Below are 16,102 nucleotides of genomic sequence, written 5' to 3' on the forward strand. Positions count from 1 at the left end.
GGTTACCTGGCGGACAGCTCCGCCGCGACCAGCTCCGCGAGCTGCACCGCGTTCAGCGCGGCGCCCTTGCGGAGGTTGTCGTTGGAGACGAACAGCGCGAGACCGTTGTCCACCGTCTCGTCGCCACGGATCCGGCCGACGTACGACGGGTCCTGGCCGGCCGCCTGGAGCGGGGTCGGGATGTCGGAGAGGGCGACGCCGGGGGCCTTCGCGAGCAGCTCGGTGGCGCGCTCCGGGGAGATCGGGCGGGCGAAGCGGGCGTTGATCTGGAGGGAGTGGCCGGAGAAGACCGGGACGCGCACACAGGTGCCGGAGACCTTCAGCGCGGGGATCTCCAGGATCTTGCGGGACTCGTTGCGGAGCTTCTGCTCCTCGTCGGTCTCGTTCAGACCGTCGTCCACGATCGAGCCGGCCAGCGGGAGCACGTTGAAGGCGATCGGGCGCTTGTAGACACCCGGCTCGGGGAAGTCGACCGCCGCGCCGTCGTGGGTCAGCCTGTCGGCCTCGGCGGCGACCTTCTGCACCTGGCCGTGCAGCTCCGCCACGCCCGCGAGCCCGGATCCGGACACCGCCTGGTACGTCGCGACGATCAGCGCCTCCAGGCCCGCCTCCTCGTGCAGCGGCTTGAGGACCGGCATGGCGGCCATGGTGGTGCAGTTCGGGTTGGCGATGATGCCCTTGGGGCGGTCGGCGATCGCGTGCGGGTTCACCTCGGCGACGACCAGCGGCACCTCGGGGTCCCGGCGCCACGCCGAGGAGTTGTCGATCACCACGGCGCCCTGCGAGGCGACCTTTTCGGCCAGTGCCCTGGAGGTCGCGCCGCCCGCGGAGAAGAGCACGATGTCCAGGCCGGAGTAGTCGGCGGTCGACGCGTCCTCCACCGTCACGCCGTCCAGCACCGTCCCGGCCGAGCGGGCCGAGGCGAACAGGCGCAGCTGCGTGACCGGGCCAAAGGAATTGGACGCGGCCCGCTCCACGAGGATCCTGCGCATGACCGTGCCGACCTGACCGGTGGCTCCGACGATTCCGACCCTCACGACGACTCCCTCTGTCCGATTCCTGCCTGGCCCCGGGATGACCGGGGCGTTTCCATCATGCGGCCGACCCCGGTCCACCTGTCCAATTCTTTGCGAAAGGTGCCCGAGGAGTGGGACACCATCGGCCGCGGGGACGGTTCCGGGTTCCACGGCGTCCCCTCGCCCGCCCCTGCCCCTGCGGATCCCGCTCATACGACGATGTGACGTACGCCTCTGCCCGTCGCCCGGCCGGTCCGAACGTTTCCGCCCGCTGCGGCGTCGTAGGCCGCAAGGTGAGCCGGTGGACCGTCGGGGCCGCCGCGGTGGCCGCCGAGCGCGCCCGGATCGAGGCGGCCCCGTCCGCGTCCCGGCGGACGACGTGCCCGTAGCCCGGGTGCCGAGGAGGGCACCGTACCCCGGTCGTGGCCGGGTGCCGGGAAGACCCCCGTACCCCGGTAGTTGAACGGAAGGCGACCGGCCCCCGGCGAGGCGCGGACGAGTCCATGGCCGGGCCGGGGGCCATAGATCCACGTACGGTGATCGGCGCCGCGATTTGCCGTGGCGTTCGCATAGATGCCATCCCCGTTGCCAAAGGTCCTTGGCAAGCGGGACGTTCGCGTCCGGGACGGCCCGCGGCCACTGCCGACGCGTTCGCACTCGGGGAGATCGCACCATGTCGCGTCCACGCTCTGCCGCCACCTCCGCCGCGGGGGTCGACCGCCGCACCGTTCTCACCGCCGCCGGAGCGGTCTCGCTCGCCGCGGGCATCGGCTTCGCCCTGCGCCCCACCGACAGCGAAGCGGCCACCGCCGCCACCGCCGGCGGCCAGCCGCCGGTCGCCCGGTCCCGGCAGGCCGCCGCCACCCCGCTCGCCCCCTACCGCACGGGCACCACCCTCGCCACCGTCTCCACCCCGCACGGCACCGGCTACCGGCGGCTCGCCGACGGCCCCGGCTGGCAGCGGGTGGTGCGCACCGAGCTGGCCAAGCCCAAGGTCGGCCGCGACAAGCGCCGCCACGCCATCGCCGCGTTCGTACAGTTCACCGACCTGCATCTCCAGGACGTGCAGCACCCGCTGCGCCTGGAGTACCTGCGCGCCGCCCACCAGGACGTCTGGCGGCCGCACGAGGCGCTCACCGTGCCCGGCGCCGTCTCGCTGGTGGAGCGGGTCAACGCGCTGCGCGGCGCCCCCGTCACCGGCGCCCCGCTCCAGTTCGTGATGACCACCGGCGACAACACCGACAACAACGCCCGCTGCGAGCTGGACTGGTTCATGAAGGTGATGAGCGGCGGCCGGATCACCCCCAACACCGGCGACCCGAGACACTACGAGGGCGTGCAGAACAGCGGCCTGTCCCTGTACTGGCAGCCCGAGTCCACCGCCGGGGACAGCGACAAGGCGCTCGGCTTCCCGCACCTGGACGGCTTCCTCGCCGCCGCGATCCGCGAGGTGCGCAGCCCCGGCCTGAACCTGCCCTGGTACTCCACCGTCGGCAACCACGACGCCCTCCCGCTCGGCCTGTACGGCGCCCACGGCGACCCCTACCTCGCCGAGGCCGCGACCGGCGGCACGAAGCTGTTCAGCGTGAGCGCCGCCGACGCCAAGAAGCTCCAGGACTCCATCTGGGGCGGCAAGGACCCCAAGGGCACCGCGTACCGCGACTTCCTCAAGTCCCACGCGAGCGGCACGCGTTCGGTCACGGCGGACGAGTCGCGCGCCCTGTACACCCCGGCCGAGTACCTCAAGGCCCACCTGGACCCCGCCCACAAGGGCCACGGTCCGGCGGGCCACGGCTACTCCTCGGCGAACCTCGACGCGGGCACCCAGTACTACGCCTTCCGGATCGCCGGGGACGTCCTCGGCATCAGCCTGGACACCACCGACGCGGGCGGCCACTACCAGGGGTCCGTCGGGACCGCCCAGCTGAAGTGGCTGGAGAAGACCCTCAAGGACAACAAGGACTCCTACGCGATCGTCTTCAGCCACCACACCAGCGGCTCGATGACCAACCGGCGCCCCGACCCGGCCCGCCCCGGCGAGATGCGGCACACCGGCGCCGAGGTGGCCAACCTGCTGGCCCGGCACGCCCATGTGCTGGCCTGGGTCAACGGACACAAGCACGAGAACGAGATCACCCCGCACCGCAACAGCGCGGGCGGCTCCTTCTGGGAGATCTCCACCGCCTCGCACATCGACCACCCGCACCTGGCCCGCGTCATCGAGCTGGTCGACAACAAGGACGGCACGATCTCCCTGTTCACCACCCTGATCGAGTCCGCCGCCCCGGCCCGCACCGACTTCACCGACTTCTCCCAGACCGGACTGGCCTCCCTCTACCGGGAACTGGCCTTCAACGCCCCCGGCGCGAAGACCGACCTGGCGGGCACCTCGGCCGACCGCAACACGGAACTGGTGCTCAGGAAGGGCTGAGCCACGCGCCGCGGACCGCTAGCCCCGCGCCGGTGTCCCCTCCGCCCCGGCGCCGTAGGCATGCTGCTCGCCCTGCTGTACGGCGAACACGGTCCCGGAGCCGTGCGCCGTGTTCGTCTGCCGCAGCACCCGGCCGCGCGGCCCGTCCCCGGGGGCGTCCGCGACGGCCGCCGCGAGCCGTTCCAGCGCGGCGCGGACGGCCGGGTCGCGGCGGAGCAGCGCGGTCAGCTCCAGGGTCCAGTAGGAGAGGAGCGCCTGCCGGGCGGCGTCGGGGTCCGGGGCCTGCCGGACGAGCGTCGCGTTGCCGTCGAGCTGGGACTCCAGGGCGGCCCGGCGACGGCGGTCCGGGCGGAACAGGGCGACGACGGCGCCGCGGGTCTCCTGCCACAGATCGGTGGCCATCGCGGTGACCACGGCGGCGGCCCCGGCCTCGGCGAGCACCGCCAGTTCGTCGTTCATACGGCCCTCCTCAGTGCTTCCTGTCGATCCGGATGTGCTGGGTGCCGTGCTGGGTCGCGTAGACGACGCCGTGCCCGGAGGCCTTGTTGACCATCTTCGAACCGGCCGGGTCCGGACCGGCGGGCTCCTCCGGGGCGCCGGCCGGTCGCGGAACGGCGTCGGCCGGTTCGGCGGCGGCCCGCACCGGCAGCTGCCATCCCGGCAACTGGAGCCACGCCTCCCCGGTGTGCTCCTTCACCGTGAAGCCGACCTTGCGGAAGTCCTCCGGGAACAGCCCGAGATGGCCGTGCCGCACCGTCTCGTCGTAGAAGTGCCCGGACAGCAGCAGCGACGCGGGCACCGTCGGCGGCGCCCCGGCCAGCGCGGTCCGTGCGGGCGGCGCGTCGAGCAGCCGGGCCAGCACCTCCAGCGGGCCCCCGGCGACCGTCCCGTCCGGGGCCACATGGACATCGCCCGCGTGCAGCGCGATCCGCACCCGGATCCGGGTCAGCGGCGAGGCCCCCCGGTTGTACGTGCGCAGGCGCAGGGCGAGTTCGGGCACCAGCGGATGGACCAGCGCCGCCTTGCGGGTGCCCGCCGGTGCCGTCACCCGCAGCCCGTCGCCCAGGTCGTGGACCAGACACGCGGCCCAGTCCACCCCGCTCGCCGCGCACGCCTCCCGGAGCATCCCCGTGAGCCGCGCCCGGATCTCCAGGAGCGCCCGGTCGCCGCGCCCGGCGGACCGCTCGATGTCCACGGCCAGCACGGCCCGGTACTCCAACTCGTCGTTCATGGCACCCGCTTCGGCTCGGCGGCGGAGGTGACGTACCCCAGTCTTCCCCTGCCGGTGTGCGCACAACTCGTAGGAATACGGGGTCCGGCGGGGATACTGGGGCCATGGTGGACGGCACACGGTCCGTCGCGCGGTCCGGACGGCGGCCGCGCGAGGAGTGGGACTGGCCGGCGCCCAGCCTGCTCGGCGGCCTCGGCGCGGACGCGCGCGCCCGCCTGCTGGCCCTGGGGACGCGGGTGCGCTACGACGCGGACCGGATCCTGATGCGGGAGGCGGACCGCACCGACTTCGCGCTGATCCTGCTGGACGGCGTGGTGAAGGCCACCGGCCGCACCCAGGACGGCCGGGACGCCCTGCTCGCCGTGCGGATGGGCGGCGACCTGGTGGGCGAACTCGCCGCCGTGGACGGCAATCCGCGTTCGGCCACCGTCACCACCTGCGGCCCGGTCGTCGCCCGGATGATGACCCGCGCGGCTTTCCTGGACTGCCTGCGCCGGGACACGCGGATCGCGGACGCCGTGAACCGCGCCATCGTGGCCAAACTGCGCCTGGCCAACGCCCATCGCATCAACTTCACCGGCTGTGACGTCGGCACCCGCCTCGCCCGGGTGCTGCACCATCTGGCGATGACCTACGGGGAGCGCGCGGGCGCCGGCGCGGTGATCCACTGGCCGATCACCCAGCCCGAACTGGCCACCCTGGCGGGCGCGGCCGAGGTCAGTGTGCACAAGGCGCTGCGCGGGCTGCGCCGTTCGGGCGCCGTCGCCACCGGCTACCGCAGCGTCCGCATCGAGGACCTCGCCCTGCTCCACCGCATCGCCTACCCGGAATCCTGAACCCCCTTGTGCAGGAGTGGTGTCGAGAGCCCCGCAGCCGCTCGAAACCGGTCCGGGAAAACCGTACTTTGACGACAGCCCGGTGCCCGTCCGTGGCTAGCGTGGCGGCAGGGCGCCGGCGCGACAGGGCTCCGGGGCCGCCGGCACGACGGGGGTTGTCATGACGGACAGGGACACGAGCGGACCCGCTCCGGCCGACGCGGGACGGCCCGAGCGGCGGCCCGGACAGCGGTCCGAGGCGCGGCCCGGACAGCGGTCCGAGGAGCGGTCCGAGGAGCGGTCCGAGCGGCGGATCGACATCGCGGGCGACGCGGGCGGCCCGGTCGTCGCCGGTGACCACAACGTGGTCATCGACGCCCAGCACGGCTCGACCGTCACCCTCCTCATGGAGGGCCGCCGGCCCCGCCCGGTCCGCCGCGACCGGGTGGCCCTGCTGCCCCGGCGGCAGAACGCGCCGCTGGGCCGGGACACCGACCTGGCCCGGCTGGCGACCGCCGTCCGCGACGGCGGCCCGGTCCAGCTGTGGGGCGCGCCCGGCGTCGGCAAGAGCACCCTGCTGCGGCACGCGGCCCGCACCCTCGCCCCGGAACGCGACGGCGTGCTCTTCCTCGACGCCGCCCGGCGCGAACCCGAGGACCTCGCCCAGGACATGTTCGAGGCCTGCTACGAGACCCGGGGCTACGCCCCCTCCAGCCCCGAACTGCGCCGCCTGATGACCGGCGTGCGCGTCACCGTCTACGTCGACAACGCCGACTTCTCCCCGGAGGGGCTGCGCACCCTCATGGACGCGGCACCCGACGCCACGTTCGTCGTCGCCGGCCGGGACAGATCACTGCTCGGCGACGGCACCGCCCTGCGTCTGGACGGCATCGGCCGCGCCCCCGCCCTCGACCTGCTCGCGCGCGAACTGGGCCGGCCCCTGGTCGCGGGCCCGGAGGGCGACACGGCGGGCGACCTGTGGGAGACGTCGTCCGGGCGGCCCCTGCTGCTGTTGCGCGCCGCCGCCCTCACCCGCCTGGAACCAGCCGGCACCGGCGCCCTGCCCCGCCCCGCCGAAGTCGGGGATCTGCTGCCCCTGCTGCTCGGCCGCCTGGACGCCGAACCGCTGCGCGTCCTCAGGCTGCTGACCACCCTCGACGACGCCGAACTCGACATCGGCCACATCGAGGCCCTCGGCGGCGCCTCCGACACCGCCGTGCTCTGCGGCCGCCTGGTGGACCTGGGCCTCGCGGAGCAGACCCAGCGCGGCTACCGGGCCGTGGCCGACGTCGTACCGGCGCTGCGCGAGCGCGACCCCGAGCCCTTCCCCGTCGAGGTGCTGTGCGAGCACTTCGCCACCTGGATCGGCCGCCCCGCCACCACCCCCGCGCAGGTCGAGCAGCACGCCCGCGCCCTGGAGGTGGTGGCCGAACTCGCCGAGCGGGACGGCCGCCCCGAGCTGGCGGTACGGATCGTACGGGCCGCGTCCCCGGCACTGGCCCGCTCGCTGCGGTTCGGTGTGTGGGGCAGGCTGCTGGACCTCGGGCTGCCCGCCGCCCAGCTGGCCGGCGACCGGCGGGCCGTCGCGTACTTCACCCACGAGCAGGGCATCCGCAGCCTGCTCACCGGGCGCCGGGTGATGGCGGCCGTGCTGCTCACCGAGGCGGTCGTCCTGTGGCGCCAACTCGGCGACGTGCACGGCGCCGACGCGGCCGCCGGGGCCCACCAGTACGTCCCCGCGCACGCCGCGAACGCCCAGGGCACCCTGCTCCAGCCGGACGGCGGCGCCTCCCACCTCGCCTCCTCGGGACCCGCCGCCCCCGACCCGGCCACCGCCCACGCGGCGGGCGCACACGGTACGGCGGCGCATGCGCCCGGCACCGCGACGGACCCCGGCACGGCGGCCCACACGGCGGCGGCCCCGCACACGACGGCCACCGCGCACACCACGGCCACCTCCCACACGGCCGCCACGACGCACACGACGGCCGCCCCGCACGCGGCGAACGCCGGTGCGGCGAAGGCGGGTGCGGCGAAGGCGGGAGCGGCCAAGGCGGGTGCCGCGAAGGCCGGTGCCGCGAAAGCCGGTGCGGCCAAGGCGGGCGCCGCCCAAGCGGGCGCGGCGGCCCACTCCGCCGGTGCCGCGCACGCCGGAGCCTCGGCCGCGAGCGGCGCCGCGGGGACGGGAGCGGCGGGCGCGGGTGCCGCCGGTGCGGGCGCGGCCGGTGCCGGGGCGTCCATGGCGGGGGTCTCCGTGGTGCTCAAGGTCGTCGCGATGATCGTCGCCGTCGTCGTCGGCCGGGCCGTCATCAGCCAGGCCGTGCACTCGTTCGCGGAGAGCCGCTCCGGTTCGTCCAGCTCGTCCAGCCCGTCCGGTTCCTCGGCCACCGGTCTCGCGGGGCGCTGGACGGGCAGCGACGGCGCGACGTACGAGTTCGACGCGTCGGGCGGCGGGTACGTCTCCCGGGGACGCGACGCCTGCGGCCAGGAGGCGAACACCGAGTTCACCGGCATCGGCGACACCTACAGCGCCGAGCGGCCCATCTACGACACCACCAGCGGCTCCTGCACCGGCCTCCTCGGCGAGGCCACCACCACGATCACCCTGACCGACGTCGACTCCGCCGAGGTCACCACCACCATGACCAAGACCTACCAGCAGGGCGTGCAGTGCCTCAGCTGCGGAACGTTCTACCTGACCCGCCGGCAGTGATCCCCCGCCCGAGGAAAGGCCCCCATGTCCCGTGACAGCATCCGCATCGGCGGCGACGCCTTCGGCCCGGTCGTCGCCGGGAACGACAACCGCGTCGAGGTCCGGCAGGCCGCCCCCGAGGCCGGCCGGGAGGCCGCCGGGCCCGTCCAGAACAACACGGCCAAGGACCACGGCACCGTCTACACCGTGATGACCGGCGATCTGCACGTCCACCACGACACCCCGGAAGAGGCCTGAACTACCGGGGCAGGACCACCACATAGGCGGCGGGCTCGCGGTCGTCCGCCGCCATCAGGGCCGTACGCACCACCGCGGCCTGCTGCTCCATCGCGTCCCTGAGCTTCCTCGGGGTCAGATGGACGACCGTGATGCCGAGCCGCTCCAGGTGCTCCCGCTTGCGGGCGCAGCGGGCCCACTCCGTCTCCTCGTCGCCCTCGCCCGCCGGGTGACCGTGCCGCGCCCGGGTGTCCAGCTCGACCGCGACCGCCTGGTCCGGCCAGTACGCGTCCAGGGAGCCGAGGCGGGGCCCGCCGGGCAGCCGCAGATCGACGTTCCACAGCGGGTCCGGCAGACCGTGCTCGGACACCATCCGGTACAGCCGGCTCTCCGCGATCGCGCGGCCCTCCGCCACCAGCGAGTCCACCGCGTCCACCACATGCGGCAGCCCGAGCAGCTTCGCGCGGGTCAACTCCCGTACGACGGCGGCGGGTTCGCAGTGCCCACCGCGCACCGCCTCGGTCAGCAGCCCCCGTACCGCCGCCCCGTCCCGCAGCTGTGCCACCGCGTCCGCCAGTGCCCGCGCCACCGGCGCCACCGGCAGCCCGGTCACCGTGGCGGGCTCGGGCAGCTCGGCGGTGCGCAGGACGCGGACGTAGCCGGTGGAGCGCAGCCGGCGCTGCCGGGGCACCAGGACGTCGACCTGCTCCAGGTCCGGCAGGGGCGGCGTCCGCGTGAAGCCGTACAGGGCGAGCGCCGCGAGGCCGGTGAGCACCGCGCCCGGGTACGGCGGCCGGTGCGCGTGCCGCCCGGTCGGCTGGACCGGGACGCCGGGGGCGGGCTCCCGGGCCGCGTACCGCAGGGCGCCGTGCAGCCGCTCCTCGCTCGTCGGCGGCCCGGGGTGCACCAAGTAGACGTGCGGCAGCAGTTGGGACCAGGGCCCGCCCGGACGGCAGCGCGCGGACAGTTCGGCCGCGGTCACCCCGTGGGCACGCAGCTGGGCCGTGGTCAGGACCCGCTGATGCGGCTCGGCGAGCGAACCGAGGTGACCGAGGGGGCGGGAGGAGAGCGGTGCATTGTGCGTCATGCCCTTCGGATGCCCACCCTTGGTCCCCCCTTTAACCGCTGTTACACGGTCGTCGAGAAATGCGGACAAGGTAGTACTAAAGGTCAGGTGTTCGGATGCCGAAAGGGCACCGGAAACCCCTGGTCCGCCCGGGTGCGGACCAGGGGTTACGGCCTCGCGGGTACGGGTCCCGTAACGGTCACCGCCCGCCGAATCTCAGGCCAAAGGTCGGCTCGGGCCGGAGGCCGGCCCGGACCATGGGTCAGGCGGCCTGCGCGTCGCACTCCTGCGCGCGCAGGGCACGCGCCAGGTCGTCCCGCGCCTCCAGCACCAGCCGCCGCAGCGCCGGCGCCGCGTCCTCGTGCGCCGCGAGCCACGCGTCCGCCGCCGCCAGCGTCTCGGGCCGGTCCTGGAGGGCCGGGAACAGCCCGCTGACGATGTCCATGCCGATCTGGATCGAACGCTCCCGCCAGAGCCGGTCGATGGCCGCGAAGTACTTCTCGGCGTACGGCGCGGTCAGCTCCCGCTGGGAGGGCTGGTCGAAGCCCGCGATGGTCGCCTCCACCAGCGCGTTCGACAGCGTGTCGGACTCCACGACCTGCGCCCACGCCTGCGCCTTGACCGCCGCCGACGGACGGGCCGCCAGGCAGCGCACCTGGTGGCGCCTGCCGGACGCGGTGTCGTCCCGGGCCAGCTCGGCGGCGATCACGGACTCGTCCGCGGCGCCATGGGCGGCCAGCGGGCCGAGGAACGCCCAGCGCAGCTCCTGGTCCACCTCCAGGCCCTCGATCGACGTGGTGCCGTCCAGCAGCTCCGTCAGCAGCGCGAGGTCCGGCTCGGCCGAGGCCGTGGAGGCGAAGAAGCGCGCCCAGGCCAGCTGGTGCTCGCTGCCCGGTCCGGCCGCCCGCAGCTGACGCAGCGCGCCCTCGGCGAGCAGCGCGCCGCCCGTCGCCCGCCAGCCGGGGGCGGCGTAGCGGTCCAGCGCGGTGTGGGTCCAGGCGTGCAGCATCTGGAGCACACCGATGTCGGACTCGCGGCTCGCGAACCGCAGCACCAGGGCGATGAAGTCCCGGGCCGGCAGCAGCGCGTCCCGGGTCATGTTCCACAGCGCCGACCAGCACAGCGCGCGCGCCAGCGGGTCGGTCAGGTCGCCCAGGTGCGCGCGGAGCGTGTCCAGCGAGGCCGCGTCGAAGCGGATCTTGCAGTAGGTGAGGTCGTCGTCGTTGACCAGCACCAGGTCGGGGGCCTCGGCGCCGGCGAGGTCCGCCACGACCGTGCGCGGGCCCTCCACGTCCGTCTCCACCCGCGCGTACCGCTCCAGGGCGCCGCCCTCGGTCAGCCGGTACAGGCCCACCGCGACCCGGTGCGGGCGCAGCTCGCCACGCGGCGCAGCCGCATGATCGGATTCAGCGGACTCCGCGGCCTCCTGGAGCACCGCCAGCTCGGCGACGCGGGAGTCCTCCAGCAGCACCTGCGGGGTCAGCGCGTTCACCCCGGCCGTCTGCAGCCAGGACCGCGACCAGGCCGTCATGTCCCGGCCACTGGTCTCACCGAGCACCGACAGCAGGTCGCCGAGGCGCGTGTTGCCGTACGCGTGCCGCTTGAAGTAGCGGCGGGCGCCCTCCAGGAACGCGTCCTGGCCGACGTACGCCACCAGCTGCTTGAGGACGGAGGCGCCCTTGGCGTAGGTGATGCCGTCGAAGTTCAGCTTGGCGTCCTGGAGGTCGCGGATGTCCGCGGTGATCGGGTGCGTGGACGGCAGCTGGTCCGCGCGGTACGCCCACGCCTTGCGGCGGTTGGCGAAGGTGATCCAGGCGTCCTTGAAGCGGGTCGCGCCGACATTGCCGAACGTGCCCATGAAGTCCGCGAAGGACTCCTTCAGCCACAGGTCGTCCCACCAGGCCATGGTGACCAGGTCGCCGAACCACATGTGCGCCATCTCGTGCAGGATCACATTGGCGCGGGCCTCGTACGACGCCTGCGTCACCTTCCCGCGGAAGATGTACTCCTCGCGGAAGGTCACCAGGCCCGGGTTCTCCATCGCGCCCAGGTTGTACTCCGGCACGAACGCCTGGTCGTACTTCCCGAACGGGTACGGATAGTCGAAGTTCTCGTGGAAGAAGTCCAGGCCCTGCTTGGTGACCAGGAAGACGTCGTCGGCGTCGAAGTGCGGCGCGAGCCCCTTGCGGCACATCGCGCCCAGCGGGATCTCCAGCGTCGTACCGTCCGCGAACGTACGGGAGTAGGAGTCCGTCACATAGTGGTACGGCCCCGCCACCACGCAGGTGATGTACGTCGAGATCGGCTTCGTCTCCGCGAACTTCCAGACGCCGTCGGTGAGTTCACCGGCGCCGTTGCTCCACGCGGTCCAGCCCTCGGGCGCGCGCACCTCGAAGCGGAAGGGCGCCTTGAGGTCCGGCTGCTCGAAGCCCGCGAACACCCGGCGGGAGTCGGCGGGTTCGTACTGCGTGTAGAGGTAGACCTCGCCGTCCTCGGGGTCCACGAAGCGGTGCAGGCCCTCGCCGGTGCGGGAGTAGGCGCACCGGGCGTCGACCACCAGCTCGTTCTCCGCGGCCAGGTCCTCCAGGGCGATCCGGGTGCCGTCGAAGACCTCGCTCGGGTCCAGGTCCTTGCCGTTGAGCGACACCGCGGTCACGCTCGGCGCGATCAGGTCGGCGAAGCTGGACGCGCCCGGCTCGTTGCAGCGGAAGCGGATCGTGGTGACCGAGCGGAAGGTGCGCGGCTCGCCGTCCGCGTCGCCGACGGCCGACCTGAGGTCCAGGGACACGTCGTATCCCTCGACGGACAGCAGTGCGGCCCGCTCCCGGGCCTCGTCGCGGGAAAGATTCTCACCGGGCACGGCGGCACTCCCTTGTGATCGCGTGATGGGGGGCTGAACAGGACCGATCCTGCCATGCGCCCCTGACCGGAAGCACCGGGGAATGCCCTCCGGGACGACGTCGTTGATCCCTCAAGAAGACCGTTCCGCTGAGGAGAGCCATGTCCGAGACCGCGTCCCCGTCCGGCAAGACCCCCGTCGACTTCTGGTTCGACCCGCTGTGCCCGTGGGCCTGGATGACCTCCCGCTGGGTCCTGGAGGTGGAGAAGCTCCGCGACATCGAGGTCCGCTGGCACATCATGAGCCTCGCCGTCCTCAACGAGGACAAGCTGGACACGCTGCCCGAGGAGTACCGGGAGATGCTCGCCGTGCGCGCCTGGCAGGCGGTCCGGGTCGTCACCGCCGCCTGGCAGAAGCACGGCCAGGAGGTCGTCGGCCCGCTGTACACCGCGCTCGGCACCCGCATCCACAACAACGGCGAGGGCGCCACCCTGGAGTCCATCGCCGGGGCGCTCGCCGAGGTGGGGCTGCCCGCCGAGCTGATCGACTACGCCGAGCAGCAGGACTTCGAGTTCGACGCCGAGCTGCGCGCCTCCCACAAGGAGGGCATCGACAAGGTCGGCCAGGAGGTCGGCACCCCGGTCATCGCAGTCCCCGGCGAGGACGGCGAGCAGATCGCCTTCTTCGGCCCCGTCGTCACCCCGACCCCCAAGGGCGAACAGGCCGCCCGCCTCTGGGACGGCACCCTGGCCGTCGCCTCGGTCCCGGGCTTCTACGAGATCAAGCGGACGCGGACGCAGGGGCCCGACTTCAGCAACCTGTAGCCGCGATGCCGGGCCCGTTCCGATACCGGGCCCGGCAGCTCCCTCAGGGGCGCGGGGTACGGCGCGACCAGCCACAGCGCACCCGCACCCGGCCACGCGCCCGCACCCTCCACGGCGCCACGACGCACCCGCACCTCCTGAGGCGGGCCTCCGCCCACACCACCGCGCCACAGGTCACGTAAGACAGTGCGCGAGCGATTCCCCCCGCACCCACCGCCCCACCTCCGCCGCCGCGATCCGCGCCCCCTTCTCCGCCACCGCCCGGCTCGCCCCGCCGACGTGCGGCGTCAGCACCACCCGCCCCCCGACCGTCCGCAGCCGCGAGTCCGCCGGCAGCGGCTCGTCGGCGTAGGTGTCCAGCGCCGCCACCGCGAGCCGCCCGTCCTCCAGCGCGTCGCACAGCGCCCCCTCGTCCAGCAGCTCCCCCCGCGCCGCGTTCACCACCACCGCCCCCGGCGGCAGCAGCGCCAGCTCCCGCGCCCCGATCAGCCCCCGTGTCTCCTCGGTGACCCGGGCGTGCAGGCTGATCACCCGCGAGCGCCGCAGCAGCTCGTCCAGCGAGGCCATCCGCAGCCCGTGCATCTCCCCGCGCGCGTACGGGTCGTACACCATCACCCGCGCCCCGAGCGCCCCCAGTGCCCGTGCCACCCGGCTGCCGACCGCGCCGTACCCGATGAGTCCGACGGGCAGGTCCTCCACCTCCAGGCCGCTGTGCTCGTACGTGTAGTACCGCGACCCGGCCCAACTCCCCTGCGTGGTGAGGCGGTCATGGGCCTGCGGGATGCGCCGCAGGGCCGCGAGCAGCAGTCCGACGGTGAACTCGGCCGTCGCCGCCGCCTTGCGGCCGGGCGCGCAGCACACCCGGACCCCGTGGGCGCGGGCCGCGTCGAGGTTGACGTTCACCGGGCGGCCCCGGCAGACCGCGACCAGCCGCAGCTCGGGGCGGGCGGCGAGGACCCGTTCGGTGACCGGTGCCATCTGGGTGACGAGGACGTCCGCCCCCGCGAGGGCCGCGATCAGCTCGTCCTCCGCGCCGCTGGCCTCCGCCACCTCGGCGACCGTGCCGAACGGTTTCTGCGGCCAGCCGAGGGTCAGCTCCCGTACATCGCAGTGGGCTTGCCTGGCCAGCGCGGCCGTGATCAGCGAGGGGAGCACGAAGTGGTCGCCGGCGGCCAGTACCCGCACACTGGAGGTCATCACAGGAACACAGGTTGTAATGATCGCCCGAGGGGAGTCAATCCCCGGTGTGTGGGGAAAGCGGGGGGAAACTCCGAACAGGCCACGCGTATACGGCAGAAGGCCCCCCGCGAGTCACGTCCTCACGGAGGGCCTCCCCTCATCCGCCTGCCGCCGTGAAGGGTGAGAAGACGATCACGAGGCAGGACGCTTCGGCGGCGCGCGGGACGCGCCGAGGCTCAGGGAGCCAGCAGCAGCGTGTTCGCGCGGGAGGTGGCGGCCTCGTAACGGCGGGCCACGTCCTGCCAGTTGACGACGGCCCACATGGCGTCGATGAAGTCGACCTTCTGGTTCTTGTACTGGAGGTAGAAGGCGTGCTCCCAGGCGTCGAAGACCAGGATCGGGGTGGCGCCCTGGCCGACGTTGCCCTGGTGGTCGTAGACCTGCTCCACGATCAGCCGCCCGCTCAGCGGCTCGTACGCGAGGACGCCCCAGCCGGAGCCCTGCGTGGTGGCCGCGGCCTTGGTCAGCTGGGCCTTGAACCCGGCGAAGGAGCCGAAGGACTCCTTGATCGCGTCGGCGAGCGCGCCCACGCCGTCGGCGGCCAGCGGCTCGCCGCCACCGTCCTTCGGGCCGGTCATGTTCTGCCAGTAGATGCTGTGCAGGATGTGTCCGGAAAGGTGGAAGGCCAGGTTCTTCTCCAGGCCGTTGACCGAACCCCAGGACTCCTTGTCCCGCGCCTCGGCCAGCTGCTCCAGCGTGTCGTTGGCGCCCTTCACATAGGCCGCGTGGTGCTTGTCGTGGTGCAGCTCGATGATCTCGGGGCTGATCACGGGGGCCAGCGCGGAGTAGTCGTAGGGCAGCTCGGGCAGCGTGTAGACGGGCATGGGTGATCCCCTCCGGAACCTTATTGCAAACTCCTTGCAACTACACGCTAGCAACAACTGCACCAGGGCGACAGGAAGGCTCCCCTTAGTGTCGATACGTTCAGTGCCGATACGATCGCGCGGTGATCACTTCCAGCGCCCGCACCACGGTCTTCGACGTCGACGGCACGCTCTGCTTCGACGGACGGACGATCGACGGCGGGATCCGCGCCGCCATCGAGCGCTGTGACCGGGCCGGGCACCACCTGGTCTTCGCCTCCGCCCGGCCGGTCCGCGACCTGCTGCCCGTGCTCGGCGGGGCCTTCCCCGGCGCCACGCTGATCGGCGGTAACGGCAGCCTCGTCTCCGTCGGCGGCGAGGTCCGGGCGCGGGCCGCGTTCGAGCCCGGCGACCTCGGCAAGCTGCTGATCGAGGCCGACCGCTTCCGCGCGGGCTACCTCGCCGACGGGCCCTGGGACTACGCCTACACCGGACCGGCCGGCCACCCGATCCTCGGCCGTGTCGACCAGGGCCGCCTCGCCCGCCGGGTCGAACTCGCGGGCCTGCCCGCGGTGGTGAAGTTCCTCGTGGTCGACGCGACCGACATGCCCGCCCTCGCCGAGGCCGGCCGGGTGCTCGGCATGACCGTCCACCACCATCTCGACGAGGCGGTCATCGACTTCGCCCCGGGCACCACGAACAAGTGGGAGGCCCTCGCCTCCCTGGGCATCGACCGCTACAACGCCTTCGGCAACGACATCAACGACCTCGGCCTGCTGCGCCACGCCCACCACTCGGTCCGGGTCGGCGCCCACCCGGCCCTGGACGGCGTCGCCCGCGTCACCGTCGCCCCCGACCCGGAGGCCGTGGCCGCCGAGATCTCCCGGCTGGCCGCGCTGTCGTAGCCGT

Annotated in this window: 13 protein-coding genes; 6 read left to right on the top strand and 7 right to left on the bottom strand. The window is 73.4% G+C overall.

Annotated features, from left to right (window positions below; translation table 11 throughout):
• Positions 1 to 2 precede the first annotated feature (2 nt).
• Positions 3 to 1,037 carry an aspartate-semialdehyde dehydrogenase gene (locus QHG49_RS22995; protein WP_145490363.1) on the bottom strand — a complete coding sequence of 345 codons (1,035 nt, stop codon included), beginning with the start codon at positions 1,035 to 1,037 and terminating at the stop codon, positions 3 to 5.
• Positions 1,038 to 1,689: 652 nt separating this feature from the next.
• Here QHG49_RS22995 and QHG49_RS23000 point away from each other — a divergent pair.
• Positions 1,690 to 3,447: a TIGR03767 family metallophosphoesterase gene (locus tag QHG49_RS23000; protein ID WP_301491052.1), complete on the top strand. Its 1,758-nt coding sequence runs from the start codon at positions 1,690 to 1,692 to the stop codon at positions 3,445 to 3,447.
• An 18-nt stretch (positions 3,448 to 3,465) separates the two neighbouring features.
• Here QHG49_RS23000 and QHG49_RS23005 read toward each other — a convergent pair whose 3' ends face one another.
• Both QHG49_RS23005 and QHG49_RS23010 read right to left on the bottom strand, forming a co-directional pair.
• Positions 3,466 to 3,906: a hypothetical protein gene (locus tag QHG49_RS23005; RefSeq protein ID WP_301491053.1), complete on the bottom strand. Its 441-nt coding sequence runs from the start codon at positions 3,904 to 3,906 to the stop codon at positions 3,466 to 3,468.
• A 10-nt stretch (positions 3,907 to 3,916) separates the two neighbouring features.
• Positions 3,917 to 4,678, bottom strand: coding sequence for a hypothetical protein (locus QHG49_RS23010; RefSeq protein ID WP_301491054.1), 762 nt, complete (start codon positions 4,676 to 4,678; stop codon positions 3,917 to 3,919).
• 104 nt (positions 4,679 to 4,782) lie between these two features.
• Between QHG49_RS23010 and QHG49_RS23015 the strand changes: the two genes are divergently transcribed.
• The 3 genes from QHG49_RS23015 (at position 4,783) to QHG49_RS23025 (ending at position 8,443) form a co-directional block, all read left to right on the top strand.
• Positions 4,783 to 5,514, top strand: coding sequence for a Crp/Fnr family transcriptional regulator (locus QHG49_RS23015; protein ID WP_145490375.1), 732 nt, complete (start codon positions 4,783 to 4,785; stop codon positions 5,512 to 5,514).
• Positions 5,515 to 5,674: 160 nt separating this feature from the next.
• Complete coding sequence (locus QHG49_RS23020) at positions 5,675 to 8,206, top strand: ATP-binding protein (protein ID WP_301491055.1); 2,532 nt, start codon at positions 5,675 to 5,677, stop codon at positions 8,204 to 8,206.
• A 24-nt stretch (positions 8,207 to 8,230) separates the two neighbouring features.
• Positions 8,231 to 8,443 (top strand): hypothetical protein, encoded by a 213-nt coding sequence (locus QHG49_RS23025; RefSeq protein ID WP_159701379.1) that lies wholly within the window; start codon positions 8,231 to 8,233, stop codon positions 8,441 to 8,443.
• A gap of 1 nt (position 8,444) precedes the next feature.
• Here QHG49_RS23025 and QHG49_RS23030 read toward each other — a convergent pair whose 3' ends face one another.
• Both QHG49_RS23030 and pepN read right to left on the bottom strand, forming a co-directional pair.
• On the bottom strand, positions 8,445 to 9,509 hold the full coding sequence (locus QHG49_RS23030) for a hypothetical protein (RefSeq protein WP_159701376.1): 1,065 nt from the start codon (positions 9,507 to 9,509) through the stop codon (positions 8,445 to 8,447).
• Between the two features lie 241 nt (positions 9,510 to 9,750).
• Positions 9,751 to 12,348, bottom strand: a complete 2,598-nt coding sequence (gene pepN, locus QHG49_RS23035; protein ID WP_301491058.1) for an aminopeptidase N — start codon at positions 12,346 to 12,348, stop codon at positions 9,751 to 9,753.
• 140 nt (positions 12,349 to 12,488) lie between these two features.
• On the opposite strand from pepN, the gene QHG49_RS23040 reads away from it, so the two are divergent.
• On the top strand, positions 12,489 to 13,151 hold the full coding sequence (locus QHG49_RS23040) for a DsbA family protein (RefSeq protein ID WP_301491060.1): 663 nt from the start codon (positions 12,489 to 12,491) through the stop codon (positions 13,149 to 13,151).
• Between the two features lie 174 nt (positions 13,152 to 13,325).
• On the opposite strand, the gene QHG49_RS23045 is transcribed toward QHG49_RS23040, so the two are convergent.
• Positions 13,326 to 14,348, bottom strand: a complete 1,023-nt coding sequence (locus QHG49_RS23045) for a 2-hydroxyacid dehydrogenase (RefSeq protein WP_145490388.1) — start codon at positions 14,346 to 14,348, stop codon at positions 13,326 to 13,328.
• A gap of 218 nt (positions 14,349 to 14,566) precedes the next feature.
• Complete coding sequence (locus tag QHG49_RS23050; protein ID WP_145490391.1) at positions 14,567 to 15,214, bottom strand: superoxide dismutase; 648 nt, start codon at positions 15,212 to 15,214, stop codon at positions 14,567 to 14,569.
• A 122-nt stretch (positions 15,215 to 15,336) separates the two neighbouring features.
• Between QHG49_RS23050 and QHG49_RS23055 the strand changes: the two genes are divergently transcribed.
• On the top strand, positions 15,337 to 16,098 hold the full coding sequence (locus tag QHG49_RS23055) for an HAD family hydrolase (protein WP_201300564.1): 762 nt from the start codon (positions 15,337 to 15,339) through the stop codon (positions 16,096 to 16,098).
• Positions 16,099 to 16,102 lie beyond the last annotated feature (4 nt).

The sequence above is a fragment of the Streptomyces sp. WP-1 genome, from assembly GCF_030450125.1.
Classification (GTDB): Bacteria; Actinomycetota; Actinomycetes; order Streptomycetales; family Streptomycetaceae; genus Streptomyces; species Streptomyces incarnatus.

Bases quoted from the DNA above. Each gene is read 5' to 3' on its own strand.
- QHG49_RS23015 (WP_145490375.1), top strand. From the start codon at position 4,783: ATGGTGGACGGCACACGGTCCGTCGCGCGGTCCGGACGGCGGCCGCGC.
- QHG49_RS23000 (WP_301491052.1), top strand. From the start codon at position 1,690: ATGTCGCGTCCACGCTCTGCCGCCACCTCCGCCGCGGGGGTCGACCGC.
- QHG49_RS23045 (WP_145490388.1), bottom strand. From the start codon at position 14,348: ATGACCTCCAGTGTGCGGGTACTGGCCGCCGGCGACCACTTCGTGCTC.
- QHG49_RS23005 (WP_301491053.1), bottom strand. From the start codon at position 3,906: ATGAACGACGAACTGGCGGTGCTCGCCGAGGCCGGGGCCGCCGCCGTG.
- QHG49_RS23020 (WP_301491055.1), top strand. From the start codon at position 5,675: ATGACGGACAGGGACACGAGCGGACCCGCTCCGGCCGACGCGGGACGG.
- QHG49_RS23025 (WP_159701379.1), top strand. From the start codon at position 8,231: ATGTCCCGTGACAGCATCCGCATCGGCGGCGACGCCTTCGGCCCGGTC.
- QHG49_RS23040 (WP_301491060.1), top strand. From the start codon at position 12,489: ATGTCCGAGACCGCGTCCCCGTCCGGCAAGACCCCCGTCGACTTCTGG.
- QHG49_RS23030 (WP_159701376.1), bottom strand. From the start codon at position 9,509: ATGACGCACAATGCACCGCTCTCCTCCCGCCCCCTCGGTCACCTCGGT.
- QHG49_RS23050 (WP_145490391.1), bottom strand. From the start codon at position 15,214: ATGCCCGTCTACACGCTGCCCGAGCTGCCCTACGACTACTCCGCGCTG.
- QHG49_RS23010 (WP_301491054.1), bottom strand. From the start codon at position 4,678: ATGAACGACGAGTTGGAGTACCGGGCCGTGCTGGCCGTGGACATCGAG.